Here is a 24502-nt window from a genome sequence, read left to right as displayed (position 1 = left end):
TATGCAGAGCTCGATTATTTCAGTAGACCACTCTGCGGCGGCAGATTTTTCTCAAGGGCGATTCGACGGCATGCTGACGGCAAAAGGCAAATACGGATTGAAGGCGCTGGTGCATCTGGCCGCGCTGGAACCGGGCGAGACCACCCAGGCCAGCGACATCGCTGTTTCCAACAACATTCCGAAGAAGTTTCTGGACGCCATCCTTGGTGAGTTGCGCAACGCCGGCCTCATTCACAGCAAGAAGGGCCCCGGCGGCGGATACGCGCTGGCGAAGAAAGCCGCGGCCATCAAGGTCGGCAATGTCATCCGTACCCTCGACGGCCCGCTGGCGCCGATCGGCTGCGCCAGCCGCACCGCCTACCAGCCCTGCCGCGACTGCAAGGACGTCAAGACCTGCACCGTGCGGCTGACCATGACCAAGGTGCGCGACGCGATGTCGGAGATCCTGGACACGCTGACGATTGCGGACATGCTGGCGGCGCCGAAGGCGGCCAGGGAGACGCTGCGGGCGGTGCGGGGGTAGACGGACGCCCCCGCAGAACGGTGCCAATCGTATACCGGCGTCATGCGCGGGCTTGACCCGCGCATCCAGCTTACAAACCTATCAACGCTGGACGAAGAAAGCTGGATTGTAACCGCGACTTGGCACAGCCAAGTCGCTGAGGTCAAGCCCGGCAATGACGGAGTGGGTGGCGACACGCCTACCAACTCTCACCCCTTCGCGATCACCTGCGGCCGGCCGTTCTCGTCGATGGCGACATAGGTGAAGTTGCCTTCCGTCACCAGGATCAGGCCGGTTTCCCTGCGCCGCATGACCCAGGCTTCGACTCGGATGGTGATCGAGGTGCGGCCGATGCGGATGACCGAGCAGTGTACCGACACCACGTCGCCGACATAGACCGGCTTGCGGAAGGTCATGGTCTCGATCGATACCGTGACGGTGCGCAACTTGGTGGTCTTGGAGGCCATAATGCCGCCGCCGACGTCCATCTGGCTCAACAGCCAGCCGCCGAAGATATCGCCGTTGGCATTGGTGTCGGCCGGCATCGCCATGGTGCGGATGCAGAGATCGCCGGTCGGCTCGGTCGGCGGTGGCGGCGCGTGGACGGATGAACTGGTGGGAGGCGTATCGGTCATGACTGCGGTCCGTTGTCGACGACAGAAGCTTTGAAATCATCCCAGCCGGTGTCCGGCTTGAAGCGATCGCCGAAGCGGTTGGCGAGCCCTTGCAGCGTCGCCACCACGTCGGCCACGCCACGCGAGCGCGCGTAATTGAGCGGCCCGCCGCGGAACGGCGCATAACCTGTGCCGAAAATCATGGCGCCGTCGACCACGTCGGCATTGTCGACGATGCCTTCGCGCAGGCAGGCGACGCAGACGTTCGACATCGGCAGGATCAGCCGATCGATCATGTCGGAGGTCGGCTGCGCGAGCGCCGGCGTCTTCTGCGCCTTGCCGTCCTTCCATTCGTAGAAGCCCCGGCCGGTCTTGCGGCCGAGTTCGCCCTTGGCCACCTTGTTGCGCAGCCAGTCGGGCGCGGCCGGCAGGCTGTCGCCCATCCGGGTGCGCAGCATGTCGCCGACGGCGAGGCAGATATCGAGCCCGACCTGGTCGGCGAGTTCGATCGGCCCCATCGGCATGCCGAACTTCTCGGCCGCTGCATCGATGGTGGTCTTGTCGACCTTCTCATCGAGCATCAGCATGGCTTCCAGCATGTACGGCGTCAGCGCGCGGTTGACCAGGAAGCCCGGCGAGCTCTTCACCGGCAGCGGCAGCCGGTCGATGGCGCCGACAAAGGCGCGCGCTGCCGACAACACCTGCGGATCGGCGGCATCGTGACTGACCACCTCAACCAGTTGCAGCCGCGACACCGGATTGAAGAAATGCAGGCCGACCAGCCGCTGCGGCGAGGCCAGCGTGGTGCGCAGGTCCTGCAACGGAATGCTGGACGTATTGGTGGCGAGAATGGCGCCCGGCTTCATCTTCGGCTCAAGCGACGCATAGACCTTCTGTTTCAGATCCAGCTTCTCCGGCACAGCCTCGATGATGAGATCGGCACCGGCGACGCCGTCGCCGGACATGTCCGGAATCAGCCGATCAAGCGCGTCGCGCACCTCGGTCGGCTTGCGAATGATCTTGCCGAACAATTCGGCAGCACGCTTGATGGCGCCCGCAATCGGCTCGGCCTTCATGTCGGCGAGCGTGACGCGCAGGCCCTGATTGGCACACCAGGCGGCGATGTCGCCGCCCATGGCGCCAGCGCCGATGACATGGACATGCTTGATGGTGTTCTCACCGCTATTCGCACCATCCGCGAGCTTCTTAATCTGCTCGCGCAGGAAGAACACGCGGATGAGGTTCTGCGCCGTCGGCGTCACCATCAGCTTCGCGAACGACGACCGCTCGGCGGCAAGCATCGCCACCTTGTCGCCGCCGTGCTTTTCCCAGAGATCGATCAGCGCATAAGGCGCCGGATAATGCTCGCGCGGCGCGGCCTTCGCTGTTTCAGAACGCATGCGGTTGGCGAGCAGCCCGCGCACCGGCGCGAAGTTCAGCACGCCGTTGAGAGCGCCCGGCTTCACCCGCTTGAGCCGGCCGAAAATCGCGTCCTTCACGGCGTTGCGGACATGGCGTTCCTGCGTTACCGCATCGACGAGACCCAGCGACCTGGCGCGGCGGGCATCGATGGTCTTGCCCGTCAGCATCAGCGTCATCGCCTCTGTCGGATTGACCAGTTCGGTGAAACGCGCGGTGCCGCCGAGGCCGGGATGCAGGCCCAGCATCACCTCCGGAAAACCGAAACGGGCATTGTCGATGGCGATGCGCATGTTGCAGGCCAGCGCCACTTCCAGGCCTCCGCCAAGGCAGAAGCCGTGGATCACGGCAACGGTGGGAAGCTTCAATTCCTCCAGCCGGTAGATCACCGCATGGGCCCGCACCATTTCGGTTTCGACCTGATGCGCGTCGCTGGCACCGCGGAATTCGTTGATGTCGGCGCCGGCGATGAAGCCGGACGGCTTGGCCGAGCGGATGACGAGACCGGCGGGCCGCTCACTTGCAAGAGCCGAGATGACCTTGTCGAGTTCCTCCATCACGCCGGTCGACAGCGAATTGGCGCTGGCGCCTTCGCGGTCGAACAGCAACCACGCAATACCGTCGGCATCGCGGGTGAGATGAAAATGGCGGTAGCTGCCGCCGGGCACCGGTGCCGGCCCGAGTTCGAGCACACGGTCCCTGAGAACGTCCATGATCTGGCTATCCATGGTCACCCTCACACCGTCTCGATCAGCATGGCGCCGCCGAGGCCGCCACCTATGCATTCGGTGGCGACACCGCGTTTAGTGCCGAGCCGCTTCATGGCATTGACCAGGTGCAGCACGATGCGATTGCCGGACGTGCCGACCGGATGACCCAGACTGATGGCGCCACCGTCGACATTCAGCTTGGCGCGATCGATCTCGCCGGCTGCACCGTCGAGGCCCAGCACCTCGCGACAGAATTTGTCGTCATTCCAGGCCGCGAGACATCCCAGCACCTGGGTCGCAAAAGCTTCGTTCAATTCCCAGGTCTCCACATCGTGCAGGGAGAGATTGTTGCGCTTCAGAAGCGCTGTCGCCGACAGCACCGGACCCAGCCCCATGATGGAGGGATCGAGCGCCGACCACTGGCTGTCCACGATCACCGCCTTCGGCGTGAGACCATGCTTACGCACAGCTTCTTCCGAAGCGAGGATGGTCCAGCAGGCACCGTCGGTGATCTGCGAGGAATTGCCCGGGGTCACCTGCCCCCAGGGACGCTCAAACGCCGGCTTTAATGTCGCGAGCTTGTCCACGCTGGAATCGGGACGCACGCCGTCGTCATGGTCGTAGAATTTGCCCTGCCGGTCGAACGCGGTTTCGACCTCGCCTTTCAGGAAGCCCTGCGCCTGCGCAGTGGCAAGGCGTTTGTGGCTTTCCACCGCATAGGCGTCGGACTGCGCACGGGTGATGCCAAAGAGATGGCCGACCACCTCGGCGGTCTGGCCCATGTTCAGGTCGGTGATCGGATCGGTCAGCCCGCGCTCCAGGCCGATGATCGGCTTGAAATAGGCCGGCCGGGCCCGGGCGAATGCGGCGACCTTGGCCAGCGCGCCCTTGGCGGTGGCAAGGCCGGCAAACCAGCGCACGCCTTTCTGGGGCCAGACCAGCGGCGCATGGCTCAGCGCCTCGGCGCCGCCGGCGAGAATGAGATCGCCCTTGCCCTGCTGGATGTAACGATAGGCGGTGTCGATCGACTGCATACCGGAACCGCAATTGATCTGCACGGTGAACGCCACCATTTTCTCGCCCATGCCGAGCCGCAGCGCGGCGACCCGCGCCGGATTCATCTCGTCGGCGATGACATTGACGCAGCCGAGAATGACCTGATCGAAGGCGTCAGGCGCGAAGGGCTGGCGGGCCAGCAACGGCCGGCCGCATTGCACGGCCAGATCGACCGGCGTGAACGGCCCGGGACCACTGCGGGCTTTGAGAAACGGAGTCCGGCTTCCATCAACGATATAAACGGGGCGCATCAGCTTGCTGCTCGTGTGGTCACTTCCTGCGGGTATCGTCTGTGATCGTGCAGCCTAACACTCATTGGTGACAAGACCTCTGGGGCAAAATCGTCGACGTCGATGACTTTCGCCACCGCCTCATGCGCCGCCGCCAGCCGGTCGGCCTCGGCCTGGTTGATGACCCCGTTGCGCAGCGCCTCGCGCCAATCCCTGATCCGCGCCGAACGCATCTTTTTGGCGATGTCCTCATTGCCGGTGACCAGCGCAAAGGCCTTTTCCAGCCGGGCCACGCCGCGGTCATCGTCGACATGGGACAGGTTTGGGGTCAGGCGGTCCCGCGCCGCCGACGGCTCCAGGATGAGCTGCGCCAGGCGATGGACCAGGGTGTCCGAGGGACCGACCGCATGGGCGCCGAACGGCTGGATGATCACTTTCAGCACAAAGGCCACGAACCGGTTCGGCAGATTGGCAAGGATGTCCGAGAAGCGCGTCTCGATGGTCTTCAGCCCGCTGGCCATGCACCATTCCAGCGCCGCGAAATCAGCTTCCTGACGGCCCTCGTCTTCCCAGCGCTTTAGCGCAGCCGAGAGCAGATACAGCTCGGACAGAATGTCGCCGAACCGGGCGGAGAGCATCTCCTTGCGTTTCAGCGCACCGCCGAGCGTCAGCAGCGCCATGTCGGCGCACAGCGCGAACGCCGAGGCATGCCGCGACAGCTGCCGGTAGAAGGGCGTCGCAGCGCCTGCGTCCGGGGCCGGCGCAAACGCGCCGCCGGTCCAGCAGCGGCCGAGGGCGCGGAAGGTATTGGCGAGGGTGTGACCGACATGGCCCCAGAACGCCTTGTCGAAGGTCTCGAGCCCCCGCGCTGCATTGTCGTCGCCCAGCGCCGTCATCTCGGCCAGCAGATAGGGATGGGCGCGGATCGCGCCCTGGCCGAACACGATGAGATTGCGGGTGAGGATGTTGGCGCCTTCCACGGTGATGCCGACCGGCACCGCGCGATAGAGATTGCCCATGTAGTTCTGCGGGCCGTCGATCACGGCCTTGCCGCCATGGATATCCATGGCATCGTCGATGGCGATGCGCATCCGCTCGGTGGCATGCAGCTTCATGATGCCGGAAATCACCGCAGGGTGATGGCCCTCATTGAGTGCGGCGCAGGTCAGCCGCCGCGCGGCGTCGAGCAGGTACGCGATGCCGGCGATGCGGGCCAGCGGCTCCTCGATGCCTTCGAACTTGCCGATCGGCACGTTGAACTGCTCGCGGATGCGGGCATAGGCGCCGGTGGTGCGCGCGCAATAAACCGCAGCCGCCGCCGACAACGACGGCAGCGAGATGCCGCGGCCGGCGGCCAGCGCGGTCATCAGCATCTTCCAGCCTTCGCCAATGCGCTCCTGGCCACCGATAATGAAATCGAGCGGCACGAACACGTCGCGGCCCCAGTTCGGGCCGTTCTGGAACACCTGCATCGACGGCAGATGGCGGTGGCCGATCTCGACACCGGGCAGATCGGTCGGGATCAACGCCACGGTGATGCCGAGGTCTTCCCTCTCGCCCAGCAGATGATCGGGATCATAGGCCTTGAAGGCGAGGCCGAGCAGCGTCGCCACCGGGCCCAGCGTGATGTAGCGCTTGTGCCAGTTCAGCCGCAGCCCCAGCACCTCCCGGCCTTCGAACGTGCCCTTGCAGACAATGCCGCTGTCGATCATCGACGCGGCGTCGGAGCCGGCCTCCGGACTGGTGAGGCCGAAGCAGGGAATCTCATGGCCATCGGCCAGCCGCGGCAGCCAGCGCTGCTGCTGTTCGGGAGTGCCGAAACGCATCAACAGTTCGCCCGGTCCCAGCGAGTTCGGCACCATCACAGTGACGACAGCGGCGCAGGAGCGGGTGGAAATCTTGCGCACCACCTCGGAGTGGGCATAGGGCGAGAAACCGAGACCGCCGAACTGCCGGGGGATGATCATGCCGAAGAATTTGTTGTGCTTGATGAAGTCCCAGACCTGCGGCGGCAGGTCGCGCAGCTCCCAATTGATCTGCCAGTCGTCGATCATGGCGCAGAGCTCGTCGACCGGGCCGTCCAGGAAGGCCTGCTCTTCAGCGGTCAATTTCGCCGGCGGATAGGCCAGCAGCTTGGACCAGTCGGGCGTGCCGGTGAACAGGTCGGCGTCCCACCAGACATCGCCGGCCTCCAGCGCCTCGCGCTCGGTGTCGGACATCTCCGGCATCACCTTGCGCCCCCAGGTGAAGATCGGCCTGGTGAGCCAGTCGCGGCGGAAGGAGGAAGACGTCATGGTGATGCCCTCGAAAGACCGGTGTCGGATCGCAACCCTAGCACGCGGAATCGTTATAACTTGCGGCGAAAGTTGAGCAAATTGACGCGCAACTCGTCGCTCCACATTAACGATGGGGGGACCGGAACGGTTCCGACCGCGGCCTTTGGTCCAGCTAGTCCGGCCGCTTCATCTCGAACATGATGTCCGGGGAGATCTCGGCATAGTCGCCCATCCGGCCGGCGCGCAAAATGGGGTGGGCCTCGAAGGTCTGGTACACGCCATCCCGGATCAACGAGGTATCGATGTAAACCGCAACGACCTCGCCTAGGGTCAGCCAGGAGGGCACGCTATTGCCTTCCTTATCGTGCAACTGGATGATGTCGAGCACCTTGCACTCCATCGCTGCCCGGCTCTCGCCGACCCGCGGCACATTGACCAGCTTGCTCTCCACTTTGGTCAGGCCCGCAAGCTCGAATTCGTCGACCTCGTGGGGAACATGCGCCGCCGTGGCGTTCATCTGCTGGGCGAGATCCTTGGTGGCGAGATTCCAGACGAACTCCCCGGTCTCCGTGACATTGCGCACGGAATCCTTCGACCCGGTCGAGGAGAAGCCGATGATCGGAGGCTTGTAATTGAAGGCGTTGAAGAAGCTGTAGGGCGCGAGATTGACATTGCCGTTGTTGCCGCGAGACGAGATCCAGCCGATCGGGCGCGGCCCGATAATGGCATTGAACGGATCGTGCCGCAGCCCGTGGCCATTCTTCGGCTCGTAGAAATGGTAGTCGCGTCCGCTCATGTCACCTTTTGCCTTCGTCCAAACCGCGGGACGCAAGCATGATCATGCCCGGGCGAAAAGATAAAGCGGGATGACGATCACGTGGTGGTCATCCCGCGTCATACTCGAGCCAAAATCCCTCATCCTGAGAGGATGACTCAGAATGACGGGCAGCGGTTCATCATATTCAGCGTCATCACCGGGCTTGACCCGGTGATCCAGCTTAAGCGCCCAATACGCTTTGGGCTTCTATCGAAGAAAGCTGGATTGTGATCGCGACTTGGCGCAGCCAAGTCGCTGAGGTCAAGCCCGTCAATGACGGAGTGGGGATGGATACGTCTCGCATACAACACAGTGGTGGATCACGCTCTGGCGCGCGGCGCCAGAGCGGCGAGCACAAAGTCGATCATCTCGTCCAGCGACGGGCCCGGCTTGTTGGCGCACTGGGCGATCATCTGCGGGTGGAAGAAGCGGCTCATGGCCGTGGTGGTGGACATCGCGGCCAGCGCAATGTCCGGCGCCTCGAACACACCTTGCTTGACACCGTCATCGATCGCCTTGGCAACGATGCCGGTGATGCGTTCGAAATGCGCGGTGCAGACGTCCCAGTCCTCCTCGATGGCCATGGCGACCATCTGGTGGATCTTCTCGTCACCGGTGTAGCGCTCGGCGTTCATGTGATGAATGGTCGACAGCAGCCGCCGCATCCGGGTGCGCGGCTCATCGGTCTCGAAGGCGATCGTGGTGGCCGCCACCTCCACCTCGTCCATCAGCCGCTTGGCCACCGCCTCATGAATCGCGCGCTTGGATTCGAAGAAGCGATAGACATTGGCCGGACTCATCCGCAGGACTTTTGCGATATCCGCAACGGTGGTCTTCTGATAGCCGATCTCGCGAAACAGCCGTTCGGCGGCGGTGAGAATGCGCCCCTGGGTATCGGCTTCGACGTTATCGGCGATCATGACCATTCAGATTTCAGAGTCCCTTGTTTCGTTCCCGTGTTGGGTCGATTCCCGCGCTGACGAATACGTCAAGGCGGGTCTCCGAAGATGGTATCTTCGTCACTCCGCCGCAACCGGATAAATGGGTTGCTGCGCGCCGTGTTTTGCCTCCGGAAGCGCCGGCGCCAGCGCCGTATCCTCCACCGGACCGCTCTGGTCCAGACTCTTGCGGAACCATAACGCATAGAGGCCGGGCAGGAACAGCAGGGTCAGGAAGGTGGCCACAAACAGGCCACCCATGATGGTGATCGCCATCGGACCCCAGAACGCCGAGCGGGACAACGGAACCATGGCGAGAATCGCGGCCAGCGCCGTGAGAATCACCGGTCGCGCGCGCCGAACCGTAGCCTCCACGATCGCCTCCCTGCGGGTCATGCCATGGGCGACATCGGTCTCGATCTGATCGACCAGAATCACCGCGTTTCGCATGATCATACCAGCCAGCGCGATCAGGCCCAGCAGCGCGACAAAGCCGAACGGCTGATTCGCCACCAGCAGGCCAAGCGCGGCGCCGACGATGCCGAGCGGCGCGGTGAGGAACACCAGCGCCAGCCGCGAGAAGCTTTGTAGCTGGATCATCAGGAGCGTCAGCATGGCGATCGCCATCAGCGGGAACAGCACGAAGATCGAGGCATTGCCCTTGGCGGATTCCTCGATCGCGCCGCCCATCTCGATCCGGTAGGCAGGCTGCAGGCTCTTGCGGATGCCCTCGAGCTTCGGCCAGATCGCGTTGGTGACGTCAGGTGCCTGCACGCCATCGACGATGTCGGCACGCACGGTAATCGCCATGTCGCGGTTGCGCCGCCACAGGATCGGCTCCTCGTGGGCATATTCGATCTTGGCGATCTGGGAGAGCGGCACCGCAACGCCGTTGCGGGAGTAGACGGTGAGATCGGCGACATGGCCAAGATCGAGCCGCTCCGACCTCACCGCACGCGCCACCACGCCGACCTTCTCGATGCCGTCACGCACGGTGGTGACCGGCGCGCCCGAGATCAGCATTGCTGTTGCCTGCGAGATGTCCTGCGGGGTGAGGCCCATCGCCCGGGCGCGGTCCTGATCGACCACGAGCTTGAGGTAGGGCGTCTTCTCATTCCAGTCGAGATGCGCATCGATCGTCTTGGTGTTGGCGCGCATCACGTCGCGCACCTGATACGCGATGTCGCGCACCGTTTGCGGATCCGGGCCGACCACGCGGAATTGGACCGGGAAACCGACCGGCGGGCCGAAATTGAAGCGGTCGACGCGCACCCGCGCCTCCGAGAGCTGGCCCTCGGCCACGGCCTTTTCCAGCCGCGCCTTGATCCGCTCACGCGCCTGGACGTCCTTGGAGACGATGACGATTTCGGCGAAGGATTCGTTGGGCAGCTGCGGATTGAGTCCGAGCCAGAACCGCGGCGAACCCTGCCCGACATAACTGGTGTAAGTGGCGATATCCGGATCGCCCTTCAGCAGGGCTTCCGCCTTTTCGACCGACTTCTCGGTGACACCGAAGGCGGTGCCTTCCGGCAGCCGCAACTGGAAGAACAGCTCGGGACGCTCCGACAGCGGGAAGAACTGCTGCTGCACCGCGCCGAAGCCGACGATCGACAGCGCGAACACGCCGATCGTCGCCATCACCACCGTGCCGCGCCAGCGCACGCACCAGTCGATCACGCGGCGCAGACCGCGGTACATCCGCGTCTCATAGATCGCGTGGGGATCGGCATGATGCGCACCACCCTTGGCGAAATTCGGCAGCAGCTTGACACCGATGTAGGGCGTAAAGATCACCGCGACGAACCAGGACGCCACCAGCGAGATCGCCACGATCCAGAAGATGCCGCCGGCATACTCGCCGACCGACGAATTGGCGAAGCCGATCGGCAGGAAGCCCGCCGCGGTCACCAGCGTGCCGGTGAGCATGGGGAACGCGGTGGATTCCCAGGCAAAGGACGCGGCTTTGACGCGGTCCCAGCCCTGCTCCATCTTCACCACCATCATTTCGACCGCGATGATGGCATCGTCGACCAGCAGGCCGAGCGCGATGATCAGCGCGCCGAGCGTGATGCGATGCAGGTCGAGCCCCATCGCGTTCATCACCACGAACACGATCGACAGCACCAGCGGCACCGAGAGCGCCACCACGATGCCAGTGCGCCATCCCAGCGCCAGGAACGAGACGAACAGCACGATGGCCAGCGCCTCGATGAAGGAATGGACGAACTCGCTGACCGCGTGATCGACCACTTGCGGCTGGTCCGCGATCTGCTTGAGATCGACGCCTTGGGGCACCGCCGCCATGAATTCGGCGGTGGCTTTTTTGATATCCTCGCCGAGCTCGATAATGTTGGCGCCCTTCGCCATCACGATGCCGATGCCGAGCGCGGGCTTGCCTTCCTGCCGCACCTTGTAGTCGGACGGATCCTCATAGCCGCGGGTGATGGTCGCGATGTCGCCGAGCCGGAACACCCGGCCGCCGCTTTCCACCGGCGTCTCCGCCACCGCCTTGGCGCCGTCGAGCGCGCCGGTGACGCGCAGCGGCACGCGCTGCGACGAAGTCTCGACCACGCCGCCGGGATTGACCGCGTTCTGCTTCGCCAGGGAATCGAAGATCGCCTGCGGCGAGATGCCAAGCGTCGCGAGCTTGGCGTGGGAGAACTCCACATAGATCTTCTGATCCTGCACGCCGTACAGATTGACCTTGGTGACGTTGGGAACCTTCAGCAGCCGCTGCCGCATGCCCTCCGCAATGGTCTTGAGCTGGGCATAGTTCGCCCCGTCGCCGGTCATCATGTAGAGGATGGAGTCGACGTCGCCGTATTCGTCATTGACGTTCGGGCCGATCAGGCCGCTCGGCAAATCGCTCTGGATATCGACCAGTTTCTTGCGCAGCAGATAGAACAGGTACGGCACGTCCTTGGCCGGCGTGTTGTCCTTGAACGACACCTGCATCGCGGTGAACGATGGTTTGGTGTAGGTCGTTACCTTGTCGAAGTAAGGCAGCTCCTGCATCTTCTTTTCGATGGCGTCCGAGACCTGGGATTGCATTTCCTGCGCAGTGGCGCCGGGCCAGATCGCCGTGACGACCGCGAGCTTGATGGTGAAGGAGGGATCTTCGGCGCGGCCGAGCGAACGATAAGAGAAGAAGCCGGCGACGCCGAGCGCAACGATGAAGAACAGGATCAAAGCAGGATGAGCGACGGCCCACGCGGACAGGTTGAAACGCTTCATGATCCCCTCCCCGCTCAGAACGACAGCGACGCGACGACCCGGACCTTCTGGGCCGGATCGAGCTTCTGCACACCGAGCGCGACAACCCGCGCGCCTTCTTCCACCCCGCCGGTGATCACGGCGGTATCGGTGCCGTAGGATTTGACGGTCACCGGCAACAGCTTCACGGCGCCGCTCTCGCGATCCACCACATAAAGCGAAGCCTTGTCGCCCTGGTTGAACAGCGCCGACAACGGCACGCGCGCGACGCGCTCCTGGTCGGCATCCGCCAGCGTCAAGGTCGCGGTCATGCCGAGCTCCATGTCATCGGTCGCGTCCGGCAGCGAGAACTTAGCCAGATACGTGCGGGTCGCGACATCGGCGATCGGGGCGAGTTCGCGCAGCTTCGCCGTGTATTTCTTGTCGGGCTCCGACCACAGGGTCACGCGCGCGGCTCCGCCGCGGGCGCGTGCCAGCAGCGTCTCGGGGATCGCGACCACGGCTTCCTTCTCGGCCGAACGCGCGACACGGATCGCGGTCTGGCCCGACGCCACCACCTGGCCCGGCTCGATCAGGGTCGCGGTGACGACGCCGCGGGCGTCTGCGGTTAGCGTGGTGTAGGAGAGCGAATTCTTGGTCAGCTCGACCGAGCGCTCGGCACGGATGAGGCGCGAGCGGGCTTCATCCGCAGCCGCCTTGGTCTGGTCGAGCTGGGCATCGGTCGACCAGCCCTTGCCACGCAACTCCTTGGCGCGGGTCTCTGCCGCGACCGCCTGTGCCACCACGCCGGTGGCGGCGCGGTATTCCGCTTCCGCCTGCTCGGCTTGCAGCCTCAAATCGACCTCGTCGAGCACCGCCAGTGGCTGCCCGGCCTCGACCCGCTGGCCGACCTCGACCAGGCGCTTCGCCACCTTGCCGGCCACCCGGAAGCCCATGTCGGTTTCGATGCGGGGGCGGATGGTGCCGACAAAGCTGCGTTCGGGCGCCTCGGCCTCGTAATGGACGGTCGCCACCAGGACCGGACGACCGGTCGCAGCCTGTTCGGCGGGCTTGTCGTTGCAGCCGGCCAGGGTCAGCGCCAACAGGCTGACCGCCAGAAGCACCGCCGGCACTTTAATCAAGGCACTGATTTTATGAGAATAAACCGAGATACCAGACATCCGTCGCTCCCAAGGCTGATTGGGGGCAAGTTATCTGACTACTGACGAATGTCAATAATCGTCAGTGAACAATCGCAAGGCATCATGCCGCTGCAGTCATCAAGCGAACCGGATTTGGGTATGATAAATTCATACCCGCGAATAAGATCCTGCCGACCAGGAAACCTCTGTCATGTCCAATTCCGAAAAACGCACCTTCAGTCTTCCTGCCGAGCACACGGCTTTCATCGACACGCTTGTGTCGTCGGGGGCGTATGCCTCTGGAAGCGAAGTGGTTCGCGCCGGTCTTCGCGCCCTACAAGAGCGGGACGCGGCCGTCGAACGTTGGCTGCGCGAAGAGGTGGCGCCAGTCTATGACGCCATGAAAGCCAATCCCGCCCGCGGCATCTCAGCCGAACAGGCCTTTGCCGAGATCAAGACACGACATGCCGCGCGGCTGAAGGACGGCTCGTGAGGCGTCGAGACGTCATTTTTTCACCTGAAGCACGCGACGATCTTATCGAACTTTACGATTATATTGCCGCAGCTGCCGGCGTGCGCGTGGCCATGTCCTATATCGAACGCCTGGAAATCTATTGTCTCGGTTTCGACATCGCTTCGGAACGCGGTCACCGGCGCGAAGATATCCGCCCAGACTTGCGCATTGTCGGATTTGAGCGACAGACTTCATGGTGGAGGACGATCGCGTCACGATTCTGCGGTTCTTCCCCAAGGGCCGAAATTGGCAGGATGCATTTTAAGCCGTAGCGATGAACACCCAAGCCGGAGTTCACTACCTATCGGATCTCACTCCTCCGACGGGTTGAACAGCGGTACGCCGAATGACGCAAAATCCGTGACATTGCGCGTGACCAACGTGAGGTCTTTGGCAAGCGCGGTCGCTGCAAAGAAGCCATCCATAACGGATAGCGCAACGCCACTTCGGCGGCTGCGCGCCATCAGTTCGCCCCACTGCTCGGCGACCGCGTGATCGATCGGCAGGGTTCGTTCAGCGAAGCGAGCCGGCAGATCATTGGCGAGCCAAGCGGCCAGCGCGGTGCGTCGGCGACCGTCGTCCATCAAAGCAATGCCGCGCCGAAGTTCGGCAATCGAAGCGACACTGATGAAGACCCGATCTTCGTCGACGACATCAAGCCAGCCGACGACCTTCAGGTTGGGTGCAGGTCGCTGCACCTCCGAGAGCACATTGGTATCAAGCAGAAAGTTCACAGCTTGACGTCACGAGGCGTGTCACGCTGGCGTTCCAGATCGAGATCAGCACCTCGCAGCGGCGAGGCGAGCAGGAATTCAGCCAAGGTGCCTTTGCGGATGGTCTTGCGCGCCCATTCCTCGGCTGAGACGACAACCGCACTTGGCTTGCCGTTGCGGGTGATGGTTTGGGGTCCGGCTTGGGCACGATCGACCACCTCGGAGAGCCGAGCTTTGGCCCCCGCAAGAGTCCAGGTGCCTCCGGGAGGCGGTGAGGATGGCGTGGTGCTGACTTTCGACATGCCAAAACCCTCATGACCATAATGACTATCTTGACTATATAATAACCAAAGCCCTCTAAGCAATGAGCAAGTGTGGATGGCTCGGAAGGTCTCATAGCCTCAGGGAGCCTGCCCAAGGGCGGACTCCCTGTTTGTAAATTGTCCCGAGCTGCAGCACGCGGCATCACCGTCAGGGCCGGCAGCCTCGACGACGTGCTGCCCGTCCTGTCCTTCACCCATCCGATCAGATCGGGACCGCCGAAGCCGGCGAAACGATGCGCTACGGCGCGAGGCGAAGATCGTTGATCATGGTTCTCGCCTCCGCCTCCTCCATGGGAAAGAAGTCGAGCGGACCGGGGTTGGCATTGTTGGAGGTCACCGCGGCGCCGATGACAAGCCCCGCGACACCACCGGCAGCCGACATGGCACCGAGGGCTTTGGCTCTGTCACTCGGCCGCGTGAGGAAAAAATAGGTCTTGCCGGGTGCCGCGGCAAAGTCGCGCTTACTGATCCCCGGAAACAGATCCGCGCTTGCGGAAAGCTCATGGCGGCCGGCCGGCCGATCTGCATAGACGTACGTGCCGGTCTTCAGATCGGCCATCGGTCCGCCATCGAGCTTCACGTCCCAGCCCTGATCGACGATTCCGCCATAGCCTTTTTCACGCAACACCACGATGCGCGAATGACCCGCGCGTGGCGGCCCCATCTTCTGCGACAGCGCAAGAAAGTCGGCACCGCTCCGTTCGCTCGCACAGCCCGACACGATGGCGGCAATGGCCACCAGCCCCAACAAAGTCTTCAGCATAATGCCCCCAGAATGCTAGCCCGCGACAGGCTTGCCAAAAACACGCTGGAGTTGCAACACCTGTCGCGAGAGATTTTGAGAGGCTGTCGTCAGCGCGTCTGAGTCGCTCCGGCGAATTCGGTCTTGCTGTCGTGCTTGAGCACCAGGACGAGCAGCCCGCCGATCAGCGGCATCACCGCCAGGGCCAGCAGCCCCCACGATGTGCTGCCGGTGGCGTTTTTCACCCAGCCGATCAGGTAGGGGCCGCCGAAGCCCGCGAGATTGCCGATCGAATTGATCAGCGCGATCGCGCCCGCCGCCGCGGTGCCACTCAGGAACGCGGTTGGCAGCGTCCAGAACAGGGCAAAGATGCAGAACACGCCGATGGCCGCAAAGGTCAGTGCGATCATGGTCTGGACCGGGTCGGTCAGGTAACTCGAGACCCCGAGCGCCAGCGCGGTCAGGAAGAACGGCAGCGCCACATGCCAGATCCGCTCACGCGTCCTGTCGGAGTGCCGGCCCCAGAAGATCATCGCGATCGAACCGAACAGATACGGGATCGCGGTGACGAAGCCGGTCTGCAGGTTGCTCAGGCCGAACGCCTTGACGATCGTCGGCAGCCAGAACTGCATGCCGTAGAGTGCACCGACAAAGCCGAAATAAATCAGGCTGAGAAGCAACACTTTCGGCGACGACAGTGCCTGCCCCAATGTCATGCCGTGCGCAGCGTCCTTGGCCGCCTCCTCACTCGCAAGTTTGGTCGACAGCCACTGCTTCTGTTCCGCCGACAGCCAGGCGGCCTTGGCCGGACGATCGGTGAGATAGAACCAGGTGACAACGCCGAGCAGGATGGACGGAATGCCTTCCAGGATGAATAGCCACTGCCACCCTTTCAGTCCGCCGACACCATCGAGCCCGAGCAGAAATCCCGAGACCGGCGCGCCGATCACGGTCGAGACCGGCACCGCGATGGCGAAGGCGGCGAGGATGCGGGCGCGATATTCGGCCGGATACCAGTAGGTGAGGTAGAGGATGATGCCGGGGAAAAAGCCGGCCTCGGCAACGCCGAGCAGGAAACGCAGCACATAGAAACTGACGGGGCCGCTGACGATCGCCATCAGCGCGGAAATGATGCCCCATGACACCATGATGCGCGCGATCCAGCGGCTGGCGCCGACCTTGTGCAGGATGATGTTGCTTGGCACCTCGAACAGGAAATAGCCGATGAAGAAGATGCCGATGCCCCAGCTGAACACCAGTGGCGAGAATTTGAGCTCGTCGTTCATGGTCAACGCAGCGAAGCCGAGATTGACGCGATCCAGATAGGCCAGGAAGTAGGCCAGGATCAGGAACGGAATGATCCGCCAGGAGATCGTCCGGATGGTCGAGGTCTCGAGTTCGCTCTTGTCGCCCGAAACCACGCGCAGATGCGCCGGTGCTTCGCTCATGAGTTTCTCCCCAATTTTTCTTGGCCATGGCGATCACAATCCTCGCCACGGTCCGGCAAACCGACCGTGGCCAAACATCGCCTCGATTTCAATCACTTATTTTCGGGCAGGAGCCTTGTTCGAATGGAAGCTTTGCGCCAGGAGTCTCAGCCAGCCAAAGCCCGCGCGATTCTCTCCACCGCCTCATCGACCACTGCCGCCGTGGTGCTGAGCCCGAAACCGAAGCGCAGCCGGTCGCCGCGATGATCGCAATGCATGTCGACCGCAGCGAGCCTGGTCTCGATTTCGCCGGCGCGCGAGGTGCGGAAGGTGAGGAAGTTGCCATGCTCAGTGGCAGGGCCGAACGGTGTCATCAGATCCTCGCGGCGCAATCCCGCGATGTTCAGGGGAGTGACCGCGTCGAGGAAGCGGGCCATCAGGGCCTGCGCATGCCGATGCGCCTGCTCCGCACCAATGCCCTCGCGCGCGAGCCAGTCGAACACGGCGGCGAGCCGGTAGAGGCCGGATGGATCGAAGGTGGCGCCCAGGAAACGCCCGGCATCTTCGGGATAGCCGACCGACTTGCCCGGCGGTGCGGCCAGCGAGCCGAAATCGGCGAACCATCCGGTGTCGCGGGGACGCGCGCCGTAGCCGGGCGGGCAATGCAGGAAACAGCAGCCCTCGCCGGCCATGGCGTATTTGTAGCCGCCGGCCAGATAGAAGGCCCGCGCCGCAATGCCTGAGAGATCGGTCGGCCGCGCCATGAAACCGTGATAGCCGTCGATCACCAGATACGTGTCGCGTGATGGCAGCGCGTCCGTAAGCTGCTGGAGATCGCCACAGGTTGCCGCAGAGTTGAAGAACACCTGGCTGACAAAGACGAGATCATATCCGCCCGCGCGACAGGCCGCAAAAAACCGTTCGCCGAAGCTCGCGAACGGCTCGGTAGCGATGCGGGTCACGGCGACGAGCCCGTCTTCTTCCAGCCGCTCGAGCTGCCGCCGCGCGGTGTGGAATTCCGCATCGGTGGTGAGGATGCGGGTCGGCCGATCAGCCGGAAAGCAGGATAACAGCCGGCGCAGGAATTCGTGGGTGTTGGGCGCGACCGCGATGGTCGATGCGTCAGGCAGGTTCAGGTGTTTCGCGATGGCGGCTTGGACCGTCGGGATCAGTTCAGAAAACACCAGGCCCCATTTGTCGCCGGCGAGCCGTGCCGCGTCGCGCCAGCACAACTCCTGCGCGGCCAGCGTCACGTCGGGCCAGTCATGATGGCTGTGGCAGGCGAGATTGATCCGGTTCGGCGCCGCCGCACGGAACTGGGTGAAATGCGCACTGAGATCGAGCATGGTCATGATGCGTAGACGAAGCCCATCAGCGACTGAATTTGCGGTGGCAGCTCCGGCACCGCCGAGCGCGGGATCAGGAAGGTGGAGAGCCGGAACAAGTCGGAGAAAATGCGGTGCCGCTCCGCGGTGGTGCGCAGATAGGCGTGACCCGACGAGCCGCCGGTACCGATCTTGACCCCGATCATGCGCTCCACCATCAGCGCATGGCGATAGCGCCACAGCGTCATGGTCTCGTCGATATCCATCAGTGCGGCAAGCAGCCGGAACGCCGGCTGCACCGCCGGCTTGTCGCGATAAAGCGTGATGAACAACGCCGCCTGCACCGACGGCGCCGACAGACGCCAGCCACCGCCATCCTCCGTGGGTGAAAAGATCGCCGAGAACGCCGCGATCGCGCGCTCGATATTTCTGAGCTCCAGCGCGCGTTTTTCCTCGGGAATCGCAGGATCATTGCGCACCATGTCGGCATCACGTGTCAGATGCTTTTCCACCGCGGTCCGATAGGCCTCACGGAAGGTGGCCCCTCCCCAGTCCAGAAATGGCGTCCGCGCCAGCCACTGGTCGAGCAGATCGAACAGCGACGGCTTGCCGCCGGTCGTGCGCAGCGCCGTGCGATCGCCGTCCGACAGTCGCTCGTCGATCGCCTTGTCGTCGAATGGAATGCGGGTGGCGGTGGCGAGCCCAAGCCGCGTCTCGATCTGCCGGAACTGCAGCGACTGGAAGCCGGACGCCGGCATCAAGAGGTCGCGAAAATCCAGGAAGTCGAACGGCGTCATGGTCTCCAGCACATCGAGCTGGGCGACGGTGAGCTTCAGCACCTCATGGATGCGATTGAGGCCGTGAACGATCCGCGCCATGGCATCGTCGGTGACCGGGATGGTGCCGAAATCCGCCTCGATCCGATCGAGTTCGTGCAGGATCTGCTTGAACCACAGTTCGTAGGCCTGATGGACGATGATGAACAGCATCTCGTCATGGGCCTTGACGCCGATCTTGGCGCTTTCCGGCTCCTGCGACGATAGCAGCCGATCGAGCTTCAGGTAGTCGCCATAATAGACGGGGGCGCGAGCCATGGTGAGATCTCCTCAGCGACAAAGCTGACGATACGGCGCCCCCCGGGTCAATAGATATTTTATATCTAAAGCATATCGAGCGAACTAATCTTCGGCCGCCTCCTCCGCACCGCCCCTGACCGGAATCGCCAGCAGCTCCATTTCAAGTTCGCGCAGCATGGCGTGCAGCGTTTCGAGCTTCTTGGCGCCAAAGCGCCGGGTTATCTCGGCGTAGATCTCTTCCGAAATCGGCGCCACCGCCTCGATCAGCGCCAAGCCGGCCGGCGTGATCGACACGATGCCACGGCGCAGGTCGCTCTCGGGGGAGCGGCGCTGAATCAATTGCCGCCCTTCAAGATCCCGCAGGATTCGCGACAGACTCGGACCCAGCAGGTACGTCGCCCGCGCCAGTTCGCTGACTTCGATCTGGTCGATTGCAGTCAGGGCGCGCAGGATCCGCCACTGCTGCTCGGTCATAGCGTGGTCGCGTAGCGAGGGGCGAAACTGACGCATCACCGCTTCGCGTGCACGCAACAGCGCCATCGGCAGCGAGCGCGAGAACTCGCGCATCGGCGCTTTTCGCGCCACCGGCTCGGCCGTGGCAACGTCCGATGGCGCCCCCGCCCGGGGTTTGCCCTGTATCGATGCTGTCCGCAAACGTCCCGCCATCATCACCTGTCCATCACGCGCTGCAGCATACCCCGCCACCGTGCCACCCCCAAAAGATTAGTTCACAACGGCGTTGATCTGATTAATTTAACATGTTAAATACTTTTCCACGGGGAGAAAACACGGACTTATCCAGATGAGTTTGACCGATGAGGCCATCCGCGATGCCGCCCGGCGGCTGCTTGCGGCGGAAAAGAGCCGCAAGCAGATTCGCCAGCTGTCGATCGAATTTCCCGGCATGACCGTCGACGACGCCTATGCGGTGCAGAAAGCGCTTGTCGCGCTGAAGGTGGCCGCAGGCGCCGTGGTGCGCGGCCACAAAATCGGCCTCACCTCGAAGGCGATGCAGAGCGCGCTGAATATCGATGAGCCGGATTCCGGCGTGCTGCTCGACGACATGTTCTTCAGCGACGGCGGCATCGTGCCGGCGGACCGCTTCATCGGCACCCGCGTGGAGGCCGAGCTCGCTTTTGTCATCAAGCATCGGCTCAGCGGGCCCGACTGCACGATTTTCGACGTGCTCAACGCCACCGATTTCGTCGTTCCCGCGCTGGAAATCCTCGATACCCGGATCGAACGCATCGATCCGGAGACCAAGGCCACCCGTAAGATCGTCGACACCATTGCCGACAACGCCGCCAATGCCGGCATCGTGCTGGGCGGACGGCCGCTGCGCCCGCTGGACACTGACCTGCGATGGATCGGCGCGTTGTGCTACCGTAACGGCCAGTTGGAAGAGACCGGCCTCGCCGCCGGGGTGCTCAATCATCCGGCCAACGGCATTGTCTGGCTGGTCAGGAAACTCGCCCCGCTCGGGCTTGCGCTCGAACCGGGCCAGGTCGTGCTGGCGGGATCGTTCATCCGTCCGATCGAGACCCGCAGTGGCGACACCATCCAGGCCGATTTCGGCGCCTATGGTTCGGTCAGCTGTTACTTCGCCTGACGGCAACGGAGCAACCATGCCGCATTTCACCATCGAATATTCCGCCAACGTCGCCGGGCGCACCGACATGAGCGAACTCGTCGACGTGGTCCGCCGCGCCGCGGCCGAGACCGGCGTATTTCCGCTCGGCGGCATCCGCGTCCGCGCCATCCGCTGCGACGACTACGCCATCGCCGACGGCAATCCGGAGTTCGGATTTATCGCCATGGTGCTGCGGATGGGCCAGGGGCGCGACCTCGCCAGCCGCCAGCGCGCCGGCGAGCATGTGTTCAAGGCGCTATCGGCGCATCTCGAACCGGTCTTCAAATCCAGCCGGCTGTCGCTGTCGCTCGACATCGTCGAGAACAGCGATGACACCAGTTGGAAGAAGAACAACATCCACGATTATCTCAAAGCCAACGCCGTTTAAGGGAAGGCCGACCAATGGCAAATTCACCCGCCGATCCGGCCGCCATGTACGCGGCCAATATCGACCGCGCCAAGCCGCTGCTGGCGAAGCTGCGCACCGACGGCATCGGGCATTTCATCGACGGCAAGGTCGTCCCCGCCATCAAGGGCGAGACCTTCGAGACCCATTCGCCGATCGACAACCAGGCCCTTGCCACCGTCGCCCGCGGCAGCGCCGCCGACATCGATGCAGCCGCAAAGGCCGCGGAGAAGGCGTTCAAGCCCTGGCGCGACGTGGCGCCGGCGGCGCGCAAGAAGCTGCTGCACAAGGTGGCCAATGCCATCGAGGCCCATGCCGACGACATCGCGGTGCTGGAATGCATCGACACCGGACAGGCGCATCGTTTCATGGCCAAGGCCGCGATCCGCGCCGCGGAGAATTTCCGCTTCTTCGCCGACCGCGCCACCGAAGCCCGTGACGGCCTGAACCTGCCGAGTGAAGAGCACTGGAACATCTCGACGCGGGTGCCGATCGGCCCGGTCGGCGTGATCACGCCGTGGAACACACCATTCATGCTGTCGACGTGGAAGATCGCGCCGGCGCTGGCCGCCGGCTGCACCGTGGTGCACAAGCCGGCGGAATGGTCACCGATCACCGCCGACCTGCTGGTTCGCCTTGCGCATGAGGCCGGCCTTCCGCCGGGCGTGTTCAACACCGTGCACGGCTTTGGCGAGGACGCCGGCAAGGCGCTGACCCAGCACCGCGCCATCAAGGCGATCGCTTTTGTCGGCGAGAGTTCGACCGGCTCCGCCATCATGGCGCAGGGCGCGCCGACCCTGAAGCGGGTGCATTTCGAACTCGGCGGCAAGAACCCCGTGATCGTGTTCGACGATGCGGATCTGGAGCGCGCGCTCGATGCGGTGGTGTTCATGATCTACTCGCTGAACGGCGAGCGCTGCACCTCGTCCAGCCGCCTGCTGGTGCAGGACAGCATCGCCGATAAATTCAACGAAAAACTCGCCGCGCGGGTCAAGGCATTGAAGATCGGCCACCCGCTCGATCCCGCCACCGAAATCGGGCCGCTGATCCACGAGCGCCATCTGGCAAAAGTCTGCTCATACTTCGATATCGCGCGGCAGGACGGCGCCACCATCGCGGTCGGCGGCGGCGCCCATGCCGGACCGGGCGGCGGACATTATGTGCAGCCCACATTGGTCACCGGCGCCAGCAGCAGCATGCGCGTGGCCCAGGAAGAGGTGTTCGGCCCGTTCCTGACCGTGATCCCGTTCAAGGACGAGGTCGAGGCGATCGCCATCGCCAACAGCGTGGAGTACGGCCTCACCGGCTATGTCTGGACCAAGGACATGAGCCGCGCACTGCGCGTCGCTGACGACCTGGAAGCCGGCATGATCTGGCTCAATTCGGAAAATGTCCGCCACCTGCCGACCCCGTTCGGCGGCATGAAGGCATCCGGCATCGGGCGCGACGGCGGCGACTATTCGTTCGAGTTCTACATGGAAACCAAGCACGTCAGCCTCGCCCGCGGCACGCACAAGATCCAGCGGCTCGGCGTCTGACGACACGTTGACAACAAACAAAGATCCACGAGGAAACCACCATGCCCGTCCCGCAGCACATTTTCGATCCGCCCTTCAATGTCCGCCGTGCCAGCCATGTGGTGCTCGACGTCACGAACCTCGCCGCCGTCAGAACGTTCTACGAGAACGCCATCGGGCTGCATGTGGAAGACGCTGACAGCGAGGCGGTATATTTCCGCGGTTATGAGGAGCAGCAGCATCACTCGCTGGTGCTGCGCAAGGCCAAAGAAAATGCCTGCCGGCGCATGGGCTTCAAGGTCGGCGACGAGGCCGACCTCGACAAGGCCGCATCGTTCCTCAAGAGCCGTGGCATCGCGGCGGATTTTTCCGAGCAGCCGTTCCAGGGCCGCACGTTGCAATTCATCGACCCGCTGGGTTATCCGATCGAGCTCTATGCCAAAATGGACAAACGCCCGCATCTGCTGCGCCGCTATGACCTCTACAAGGGCTGCCATCCGCAGCGGTTCGACCATTTCAACGTGTTCGCCAACAACGTGCAAGGCACCGTGGACTTCTACGCCCAGCTCGGCTTCCGCCTGACCGAATATGCCGAGGAAGACGGCCCGAACGGGCGCATCGCCGCCGCCTGGATGCACCGCAAGGGCAACGTCCACGATTTCGCCATCACCAACGGCCGGGGACCGCGGCTGCATCACTTCGCCTACTGGGTGCCGACCGCGATGAACATCCTGCATCTGTGCGACGTGATGGCGTCGAGCGGCTATGTCAGCAACATGGAACGCGGACCCGCGCGGCACGGCATCGCCAACGCCTTCTTCCTCTATGTGCGCGATCCCGCGGGCCATCGGCTGGAGCTCTATACCAGCGACTACAACACCATGGATCACGACCACGACCCATTGCGCTGGTCGCTGCGGGATCCGCGCCGGCAGACCCTGTGGGGCGCGCCTGCGCCGAAGTCCTGGTTCGAAGAGGGCTCGCCCTACACCGGACAGGCGGTGCACGATCCGCTGTTTGTCGCCGACGTCATTGTCGCAAGCTGATCGGATGTGGTGATGACCTTGCCTTTGCGCTTTGCCACCTATCTCCGGGACGGGACCGAGCGCTACGGCGCCATCATCGGCGACAGTATTGTCGATCTCTCCGCACATTTCGCCAGGGAGTTTCCGACCCTGCGCGAAGTCATCGCGGCCGGCGCGCTGGCCCGGCTCGCCGACACCGCGGCTGTCCGGACGGCGGATCATCGCCTGGACGACGTCGCGCTGCGGCCACCGATTCCGGCGCCGGAAAAGATCATCTGTATCGGGGTCAACTATCCGGACCGCAATGCCGAATACAAGGACGGCCAGGATGCGCCGAAGTATCCGAGCATGTTCATGCGCACGCCGCGCTCCTTTGTCGGCCATGGCGCGCCGCTGGTGCGCCCGCGCGCTTCGCAGCAGCTCGATTATGAAGGCGAGCTGGTGCTGGTGATCGGCAAGGCCGGCCGGCATATCGCGGAGACGGACGCGCTCGATCACGTTGCCGCGGTGACGCTGTGCAACGAAGGCACCATCCGCGACTGGGTGCGGCACGCGAAATTCAACGTGACGCAAGGCAAGAACTTTGACGCCACCGGAAGCCTCGGCCCCTGGCTGGTGCCGTTCACCGGCGAAGCGCAGATCGCCGACGTGCATCTGACCACGACAGTGAACGGCGAACTGCGGCAGGACGACCGCACCAGCCGTTTGATGTTCGGCTTCCGTTATCTCATCAATTATATCTCCACCTTCACCACGCTGGTGCCCGGCGACGTCATCGTGACGGGGACGCCGACCGGCGCCGGTGCGCGGTTCGATCCGCCGCGCTATCTCAAGCCGGGCGACGTGATCGAGGTGGAAGCGAGCGGCGTCGGCGTGTTGCGCAACGGCGTCGTCGACGAGCAGTGATT

At 63.6% G+C, this 24502-nt stretch carries 23 protein-coding genes; 8 read left to right on the top strand and 15 right to left on the bottom strand.

What is annotated here, in order from left to right; genetic code table 11:
* The first annotated feature begins 70 nt into the window (after nucleotides 1-70).
* Nucleotides 71-523, top strand: coding sequence for an RrF2 family transcriptional regulator (locus tag RS897_RS19765; RefSeq protein WP_315838185.1), 453 nt, complete (start codon nucleotides 71-73; stop codon nucleotides 521-523).
* A 188-nt stretch (nucleotides 524-711) separates the two neighbouring features.
* On the opposite strand, the gene RS897_RS19760 is transcribed toward RS897_RS19765, so the two are convergent.
* From RS897_RS19760 to RS897_RS19725, 8 genes are all read right to left on the bottom strand, one after another.
* Nucleotides 712-1137, bottom strand: coding sequence for an acyl-CoA thioesterase (locus tag RS897_RS19760; protein ID WP_315838184.1), 426 nt, complete (start codon nucleotides 1135-1137; stop codon nucleotides 712-714).
* Entirely contained in the window at nucleotides 1134-3263 is a 2130-nt protein-coding gene (locus RS897_RS19755) for a 3-hydroxyacyl-CoA dehydrogenase NAD-binding domain-containing protein (protein ID WP_315838183.1), read from the bottom strand. Before RS897_RS19755 ends, RS897_RS19760 begins: the two co-directional genes overlap by 4 nt.
* Before the next feature lie 8 nt (nucleotides 3264-3271).
* Nucleotides 3272-4555, bottom strand: a complete 1284-nt coding sequence (locus RS897_RS19750; protein ID WP_315838695.1) for an acetyl-CoA C-acetyltransferase — start codon at nucleotides 4553-4555, stop codon at nucleotides 3272-3274.
* Entirely contained in the window at nucleotides 4552-6825 is a 2274-nt protein-coding gene (locus RS897_RS19745; protein WP_315838182.1) for an acyl-CoA dehydrogenase, read from the bottom strand. Before RS897_RS19745 ends, RS897_RS19750 begins: the two co-directional genes overlap by 4 nt.
* A 154-nt stretch (nucleotides 6826-6979) precedes the next feature.
* Nucleotides 6980-7603 (bottom strand): flavin reductase family protein, encoded by a 624-nt coding sequence (locus RS897_RS19740; RefSeq protein ID WP_315838181.1) that lies wholly within the window; start codon nucleotides 7601-7603, stop codon nucleotides 6980-6982.
* Nucleotides 7604-7944: 341 nt separating this feature from the next.
* The gene (locus RS897_RS19735) at nucleotides 7945-8550 is read right to left on the bottom strand and encodes a TetR/AcrR family transcriptional regulator (protein WP_315838180.1); all 606 of its coding nucleotides are present in this window, start codon (nucleotides 8548-8550) and stop codon (nucleotides 7945-7947) included.
* A gap of 93 nt (nucleotides 8551-8643) precedes the next feature.
* Nucleotides 8644-11796: an efflux RND transporter permease subunit gene (locus RS897_RS19730; RefSeq protein ID WP_315838179.1), complete on the bottom strand. Its 3153-nt coding sequence runs from the start codon at nucleotides 11794-11796 to the stop codon at nucleotides 8644-8646.
* A 14-nt stretch (nucleotides 11797-11810) separates the two neighbouring features.
* Nucleotides 11811-12935 carry an efflux RND transporter periplasmic adaptor subunit gene (locus RS897_RS19725; protein ID WP_315838178.1) on the bottom strand — a complete coding sequence of 375 codons (1125 nt, stop codon included), beginning with the start codon at nucleotides 12933-12935 and terminating at the stop codon, nucleotides 11811-11813.
* A 172-nt stretch (nucleotides 12936-13107) separates the two neighbouring features.
* Here RS897_RS19725 and RS897_RS19720 point away from each other — a divergent pair, with 172 nt between their 5' ends.
* Together RS897_RS19720 and RS897_RS19715 are read left to right on the top strand one after the other, a co-directional pair.
* Complete coding sequence (locus RS897_RS19720; RefSeq protein WP_315838177.1) at nucleotides 13108-13389, top strand: type II toxin-antitoxin system ParD family antitoxin; 282 nt, start codon at nucleotides 13108-13110, stop codon at nucleotides 13387-13389.
* The gene (locus RS897_RS19715; protein ID WP_315838176.1) at nucleotides 13386-13682 is read left to right on the top strand and encodes a type II toxin-antitoxin system RelE/ParE family toxin; all 297 of its coding nucleotides are present in this window, start codon (nucleotides 13386-13388) and stop codon (nucleotides 13680-13682) included. The genes RS897_RS19720 and RS897_RS19715 overlap by 4 nt, the downstream gene beginning before the upstream one ends.
* Before the next feature lie 39 nt (nucleotides 13683-13721).
* On the opposite strand, the gene RS897_RS19710 is transcribed toward RS897_RS19715, so the two are convergent.
* The 7 genes from RS897_RS19710 to hpaR all read right to left on the bottom strand — a co-directional run bounded on the left by RS897_RS19710 (nucleotide 13722) and on the right by hpaR (nucleotide 19583).
* A complete protein-coding gene (locus RS897_RS19710) occupies nucleotides 13722-14144 on the bottom strand; it encodes a type II toxin-antitoxin system VapC family toxin (RefSeq protein WP_315838175.1) in 423 nt (140 codons plus the stop codon).
* On the bottom strand, nucleotides 14141-14425 hold the full coding sequence (locus RS897_RS19705; RefSeq protein ID WP_315838174.1) for a type II toxin-antitoxin system Phd/YefM family antitoxin: 285 nt from the start codon (nucleotides 14423-14425) through the stop codon (nucleotides 14141-14143). Before RS897_RS19705 ends, RS897_RS19710 begins: the two co-directional genes overlap by 4 nt.
* A gap of 259 nt (nucleotides 14426-14684) precedes the next feature.
* Nucleotides 14685-15209, bottom strand: coding sequence for a DUF2846 domain-containing protein (locus tag RS897_RS19700; protein ID WP_315838173.1), 525 nt, complete (start codon nucleotides 15207-15209; stop codon nucleotides 14685-14687).
* 89 nt (nucleotides 15210-15298) lie between these two features.
* On the bottom strand, nucleotides 15299-16636 hold the full coding sequence (locus RS897_RS19695) for an MFS transporter (RefSeq protein ID WP_315838172.1): 1338 nt from the start codon (nucleotides 16634-16636) through the stop codon (nucleotides 15299-15301).
* Between the two features lie 146 nt (nucleotides 16637-16782).
* Nucleotides 16783-17967 carry an aminotransferase class V-fold PLP-dependent enzyme gene (locus RS897_RS19690; protein ID WP_315838171.1) on the bottom strand — a complete coding sequence of 395 codons (1185 nt, stop codon included), beginning with the start codon at nucleotides 17965-17967 and terminating at the stop codon, nucleotides 16783-16785.
* Nucleotides 17964-19034 carry a tryptophan 2,3-dioxygenase family protein gene (locus tag RS897_RS19685; RefSeq protein WP_315838170.1) on the bottom strand — a complete coding sequence of 357 codons (1071 nt, stop codon included), beginning with the start codon at nucleotides 19032-19034 and terminating at the stop codon, nucleotides 17964-17966. The genes RS897_RS19690 and RS897_RS19685 overlap by 4 nt, the downstream gene beginning before the upstream one ends.
* 84 nt (nucleotides 19035-19118) lie before the next feature.
* The gene (gene hpaR, locus RS897_RS19680) at nucleotides 19119-19583 is read right to left on the bottom strand and encodes a homoprotocatechuate degradation operon regulator HpaR (RefSeq protein WP_315838169.1); all 465 of its coding nucleotides are present in this window, start codon (nucleotides 19581-19583) and stop codon (nucleotides 19119-19121) included.
* 235 nt (nucleotides 19584-19818) lie between these two features.
* Here hpaR and hpaH point away from each other — a divergent pair, with 235 nt between their 5' ends.
* Genes hpaH through RS897_RS19655 form a run of 5 tightly spaced genes read left to right on the top strand, consistent with a single transcriptional unit; the run spans nucleotide 19819 to nucleotide 24500 of the window.
* Nucleotides 19819-20625 (top strand): 2-oxo-hept-4-ene-1,7-dioate hydratase, encoded by an 807-nt coding sequence (gene hpaH / locus RS897_RS19675; protein ID WP_315838168.1) that lies wholly within the window; start codon nucleotides 19819-19821, stop codon nucleotides 20623-20625.
* Between the two features lie 16 nt (nucleotides 20626-20641).
* Entirely contained in the window at nucleotides 20642-21034 is a 393-nt protein-coding gene (locus RS897_RS19670) for a 5-carboxymethyl-2-hydroxymuconate Delta-isomerase (RefSeq protein ID WP_315838167.1), read from the top strand.
* A gap of 14 nt (nucleotides 21035-21048) precedes the next feature.
* Entirely contained in the window at nucleotides 21049-22590 is a 1542-nt protein-coding gene (gene hpaE / locus RS897_RS19665) for a 5-carboxymethyl-2-hydroxymuconate semialdehyde dehydrogenase (protein ID WP_315838166.1), read from the top strand.
* 41 nt (nucleotides 22591-22631) lie between these two features.
* Nucleotides 22632-23615: a 3,4-dihydroxyphenylacetate 2,3-dioxygenase gene (gene hpaD / locus RS897_RS19660; RefSeq protein WP_315838165.1), complete on the top strand. Its 984-nt coding sequence runs from the start codon at nucleotides 22632-22634 to the stop codon at nucleotides 23613-23615.
* Nucleotides 23616-23627: 12 nt separating this feature from the next.
* Nucleotides 23628-24500 (top strand): fumarylacetoacetate hydrolase family protein, encoded by an 873-nt coding sequence (locus RS897_RS19655; protein ID WP_315838164.1) that lies wholly within the window; start codon nucleotides 23628-23630, stop codon nucleotides 24498-24500.
* The last annotated feature ends 2 nt before the right edge of the window (nucleotides 24501-24502 follow it).

The organism is Bradyrhizobium prioriisuperbiae, assembly GCF_032397745.1.
Taxonomy (GTDB): Bacteria; Pseudomonadota; Alphaproteobacteria; order Rhizobiales; family Xanthobacteraceae; genus Bradyrhizobium_A; species Bradyrhizobium_A prioriisuperbiae.
The sequence above is the reverse complement of the archived record's forward strand: the minus strand, read 5'-3'. Positions and strand labels throughout refer to the sequence as shown.